Genomic DNA, 5,087 nt, shown 5'->3' on the forward strand with positions numbered 1-5,087 from the left:
GCCCGCGCCGGCCTCTAGCCGGGGCCGGGGCGGGCCTAATCCGCCGGGCCCCGATTCAAGCGCGGCGCCGCAGTCGCGCCGGCCTCAGTAGGCCAGCGTGGGAACGAACATCGGCGGCTTGCGTGCCAGCGTCGCCTGTTCGAAGGCGTAGGCGTAGCCCAGCAGTTCGGCCTCGCTGTAGGCCCGCCCCATGAACACCACGCCGATCGGCAGCCCGCGCACCTCGCCTGAGGGCACGGTAATGCTGGGCGTGCCCGCGACCGCCGCGATGCCATAGCCGGCGCCCGAGAAATGGTCGCCGTTGACATGGTCGGTGGGCCAGGCGGGCGAAGTGCTGGGGGCGATCACCGCGTCCAGGCGGTGTCGGTCCATGGCCGCCACCAGGCCCTCTTCGCCGGCGAGGCGGCGGGCGCGATCGCGGGCTTGGACATAGGCCGGCTCGGTGAGCGGACCCTTGGCCTGCGCCTGTTCAAAGATTTCCTGGCCGAAGTGCGGCATGGCCTCGGCGGCGTGGGCGCTGTTCCAGGCAATCAGCGATTCGAGCGAGGCGTGCTCACCGCCCGCCGCGGCAAGATAGGCGTCGAGGCCGTCCTTGAACTCGTACAGCAACACGTTGAACTCGTCTTCGCCCCACTGGCGCCACGTGGCGATCTCGATGTCCACCACTTCAGCGCCGCCGGCCTGCAGGCTGGCGATGGCGCGCTCCACGGCCGCATCCACGTCGGGATTGAAGCCCATGGCCTGGCGCAGCACGCCAAAGCGCTTGCCGGCAACCGCATCCGGCGCCAGGCCGGCGGTGTAGTCGAGGGCCAGCCTGCCGTTGGCAGCCGGGCCCGCCGGGTCGGCGTCGTCCACCGCGGCCAGCACGTTCAGCAGCGCCGCCACGTCGGCCACGCTGCGGCCCATGGGCCCGGCGGTGTCCTGGGAAACCGAGATGGGGATGATGCCGCCGCGGCTGACCAGGCCCACCGTGGGCTTCAGGCCCACCAGCCCGTTCACCGCCGAAGGGCAGATGATGCTGCCGTCGGTTTCGGTGCCCACGCCCACCATGGCCAGGCTGGCGGCGATCGCGGTGCCGGTGCCGGCGCTGGATCCGCAGGGGTTTCGATCCAGCACGTAGGCGTTGCGGGTCTGGCCGCCGCGCGAGCTCCAGCCCGAGCTGGATCGGGTGGACCGGAAGTTGGCCCACTCGCTGAGGTTGGTCTTGCCCAGGATCACCGCGCCGGCGTCGCGCAGGCGCGAGACGATGAACGCGTCGCGCGTGGGGCGATGGCCCGCCAGCGCCAGCGAGCCGGCCGAGTTGGCCATGCCGACGGCGTCGATGTTGTCCTTGAGCAGCACCGGGATACCGTGCAGGGGCCCGCGGACCCTGCCGGCGCTGCGCTCGGCGTCCAGCGCGCGGGCGTCGGCCAGGGCATCGGGGTTGAGTTCGATCACCGAATTGAGCGCCGGGCCGGCGCGGTCGATCTGCTCGATGCGCTCGAGGTAGGCGCCGGCCAGGGCTTCGGCGCTCAGCTGGCCGGCGGCCATCTGCGCACTGGCGTTGGCCAGCGTCATTTCGGCCACCAGCGGCCCTACGGCGCGATCGCTCGGCGGCGGCGGTGCGGACGCTTCGGGTGCAGGCTCGCGGGCGCAGGCGGCCAGCAGCAGCGCGCAGGCCAGGACGGGAAGTGGGCGCATCGGGTTTCCTCGGGTAGGCACGGCATAAAGCCCGAGTATTGCGCCGGCCCGGTGAGGCCGCAATCAATCTACTGCAGCAGGCCCCAGCCCACGCGCGCCACCAGTGCGAACACCACCGCCAGGAAGATCATGCGGATGAAGCGGTCGCCCTTGCGTATGGCCAGCCGGCTGCCGACGTAGCTTCCCAGCACGTTGCCGATGATCAGCGGCACCGCGAGCGTCCACTGCACGAAGCCACCCACGGCCAGCACCGTCCACGAGCTCAGGTCGGCCGCGACGTTGGTGGACTTGGACACTGCCGACGACTTGAGGAAATCCAGCCCGACCACGCTGACGAAGGCGAACACCAGCAGCGTGCCGGTGCCCGGCCCGATAAGGCCGTTGTAGAAGCCGCAGGCGCCTCCCACCGCGGCCGCCGCCCACGCCTCGGCGCGCGGCGCATAGCGGCGGTCTTCGCGCAGGCCCAGGTCCTTGCGCAGCACCGTGTAGATGGCCAGCAGCACGCACACCACCAGCACCGTTGCCTTGAGCAGGTCGGGGTCGATGCGTTTGGCGAACTGCACGCCGATGGCCGAGAAGGCGAGGGCGGAGAACAGCGCGGGCACCACGATCCGGCGCTCCACGGTGACGTGGCGGAAGTAGTTCACGGCCGCCACGCTGGTGCCCAGCAGCGAGCTGGTGCGCTGCGTGGCAATGGTCTGCAGGATGCCCAGGCCCGGATGCAGGTTCAGCATCGCGGGCGTGAGGATCAGGCCGCCGCCGCCGACGATGCTGTCGAGCAGGCCGGCGGCGAAGCCGGCCAGCCCCGTGAGCAGCCAAAGCTCCCAGGACATGGCCGGACGATTCCGGAGTCCGGATTAGCCGCGGTTGGCCTTCTTGCGGTCGTTCTCGGTGCGCTCTTTCTTGCGCAGGCGGATCGCCACCGGGGTCACTTCCACCAGTTCGTCGTCGTCGATGAACTCCAGCGCCTGCTCCAGCGACAGCTTCACGGCCGGGATCAGGCCCTCGTCCTTGTCGGTGCCCGAGGCGCGGAAGTTGGTCAGCTGCTTGCCGCGCAGGGCGTTGACCGTGAGGTCGTTGTCCTTGGCGTGGATGCCGACGATCTGGCCTTCGTAAATTTCCTCGCCCGGCTCCACCATCAGGCGGCCGCGCTCCTGCATGGCGATCTGGGCGTAGGCCGGCGACGGGCCGGTGCCGTTGGAAATCAGCACGCCGTTCTGGCGCTGGCCGATCTCACCATCGGCACGCGGGCCGTAATGGTCGAACACATGAAACAGCAGGCCGGTGCCCGCCGTGATGGTGCGGAACTCGGTCTGGAAGCCGATCAGGCCGCGCGCCGGGATCATGAAGTCCATGCGCACGCGTCCCTTGCCGTCGGGCTCCATGTTCTGGAGGATCGCCTTGCGCTCGCCCAGGCGCTGCATCACGCCGCCCTGGAACTGCTCTTCAAGGTCCACCACCAGCGCTTCGATCGGCTCGGACTTCACGCCGTCGATCACCTTGATGATGACTTCCGGGCGCGAAACGGCCATTTCGTAGCCTTCGCGGCGCATGGTTTCGATCAGGATCGACAGGTGCAGCTCGCCGCGGCCGCTGACCTTGAACTTGTCGGCGTCCTCGGTGTCTTCCACCTTCAGCGCGACGTTGTGCTGGGTTTCGCGCATCAGGCGGTCGCGCAGCTGGCGCGAGGTGAGGAACTTGCCGCCGCTGCGGTCCTTGTTGCCGGCGAACGGCGAATTGTTCACCTGGAACGTCATGCTGATGGTCGGCTCGTCGACGGTCAGCACTTCAAGCTGTTCCACCATAGACGGGTCGCAGACGGTCTCGGAAATGCTCAGGCCCTCGATGCCCGAGATGGCGACGATGTCGCCGGCCTGGGCCTCTTTCACTTCATGGCGCTCAAGGCCGTGGAAGCCCAGCACCTGCAGCACCTTGGCGTTGCGCGGCTTGCCGTTGCGGTCGATGACGGTGACCTGCATGTTGGTGCGGACCTTGCCGCGCTGGATGCGGCCCACGCCGATGATGCCGACGTAGTTGTTGTAGTCCAGCGACGTGATGCGCATCTGGAACGGGCCGTCCAGGTCCACCGGCGGCGGCGAAACATGATCGATGATGGTCTGGAACAGCGGGGTCATGTCGCCCGAACGCACTTCCTGCTCCATGCCGGCGTAGCCATGCAGCGCCGAGGCGTAGACGGTGGTGAAGTCGAGCTGTTCGTCGGTGGCGCCCAGGCGGTCGAACAGGTCGAAGGTCTGGTCGAGCACCCAGTTCGGGCGGGCGCCGGGACGGTCCACCTTGTTCACCACGACGATCGGCTTGAAGCCCATCGCGAAGGCCTTCTGGGTGACGAAGCGCGTCTGCGGCATCGGGCCGTCCATCGCGTCCACCAGGATCAGCACCGAATCCACCATCGACAGCACGCGCTCCACTTCGCCACCGAAGTCGGCATGGCCCGGGGTGTCGACGATGTTGATGCGGTATTCCTCGCCGTCGGGCGACTTCCAGCGGATCGCCGTGTTCTTCGACAGGATCGTGATGCCACGCTCCTTCTCGATGTCGTTGCTGTCCATCATCCGCTCGGTGGTCACCGTGCGCTCGGCGAAGGTGCCCGACTGCTTGAGCAGGCAGTCAACGAGGGTGGTCTTGCCGTGGTCGACGTGGGCGACGATGGCGATGTTGCGGAGCTTTTCGATGGACATGCGGATGGGCGCCGGCGGGCGCACTGTCTCGGTGGGTAAGTAAGCCGGGCATTATAGCCTGATTCCATGACCAAACGGCCTGAACGGCGGCCATGGGCCTGCCCGTGTGGCATCCTAGGCGCCCCGCCGGCGGCGCGCCGGCCCGCACCCCACGGAGCCTCGAATGTCCCTTATCGCCACTTTCACCACCTCGCGCGGCCCGATCCGCATCAAGCTGCACGCCGACAAGGCGCCGCTGACGGTCGCCAACTTCGTCAATCTGGTCCAGCGCGGCTACTACAACGGCCTCACCTTCCATCGCGTCATCCCTGATTTCATGATCCAGGGCGGCTGCCCCAAGGGCAGCGGCACCGGCGGGCCGGGCTACCGCTTCGAGGACGAGTGCCGCGCCGACCTGCGCCATGACAAGCCGGGCGTGCTGTCCATGGCCAACGCCGGCCCGGGCACCAACGGCAGCCAGTTCTTCATCACCCACGTGGCCACCCCGTGGCTGGACGGCAAGCACACCGTGTTCGGCGAGGTCATCGGCGCCGGCGACCAGCAGGTCGTGGACGCGGTGCGCGGCGGCGACAAGATCGAAAGCGTCACCCTCGAGGGCGACACCACCGCCCTGCTGGCGTCCCAGGCCGACCGCGTCAGCGAGTGGAACAAAGCGCTCGACGTCGCCTGATGGCGACCGGGGGGGGGGGGGGGGGGGGGGGGGGGGGG

4 protein-coding genes are annotated in these 5,087 nt (G+C 68.7%); 1 reads left to right on the plus strand and 3 read right to left on the minus strand.

What is annotated here, in order from left to right; translation table 11 throughout:
* Positions 1-84 precede the first annotated feature (84 nt).
* The 3 genes from K0M70_RS15115 to typA all read right to left on the minus strand — a co-directional run bounded on the left by K0M70_RS15115 (position 85) and on the right by typA (position 4,379).
* On the minus strand, positions 85-1,680 hold the full coding sequence (locus K0M70_RS15115; RefSeq protein WP_290783343.1) for an amidase: 1,596 nt from the start codon (positions 1,678-1,680) through the stop codon (positions 85-87).
* Between the two features lie 68 nt (positions 1,681-1,748).
* Positions 1,749-2,513 carry a sulfite exporter TauE/SafE family protein gene (locus K0M70_RS15120; protein ID WP_290783345.1) on the minus strand — a complete coding sequence of 255 codons (765 nt, stop codon included), beginning with the start codon at positions 2,511-2,513 and terminating at the stop codon, positions 1,749-1,751.
* A gap of 24 nt (positions 2,514-2,537) precedes the next feature.
* Entirely contained in the window at positions 2,538-4,379 is a 1,842-nt protein-coding gene (gene typA / locus K0M70_RS15125) for a translational GTPase TypA (protein WP_290783347.1), read from the minus strand.
* 163 nt (positions 4,380-4,542) lie between these two features.
* On the opposite strand from typA, the gene K0M70_RS15130 reads away from it, so the two are divergent.
* Complete coding sequence (locus tag K0M70_RS15130) at positions 4,543-5,049, plus strand: peptidylprolyl isomerase (protein WP_290783349.1); 507 nt, start codon at positions 4,543-4,545, stop codon at positions 5,047-5,049.
* Positions 5,050-5,087: the final 38 nt, after the last annotated feature.

It is taken from the genome of Arenimonas sp. (assembly GCF_019459675.1).
In the GTDB taxonomy this organism is placed as follows: Bacteria; Pseudomonadota; Gammaproteobacteria; order Xanthomonadales; family Xanthomonadaceae; genus Arenimonas.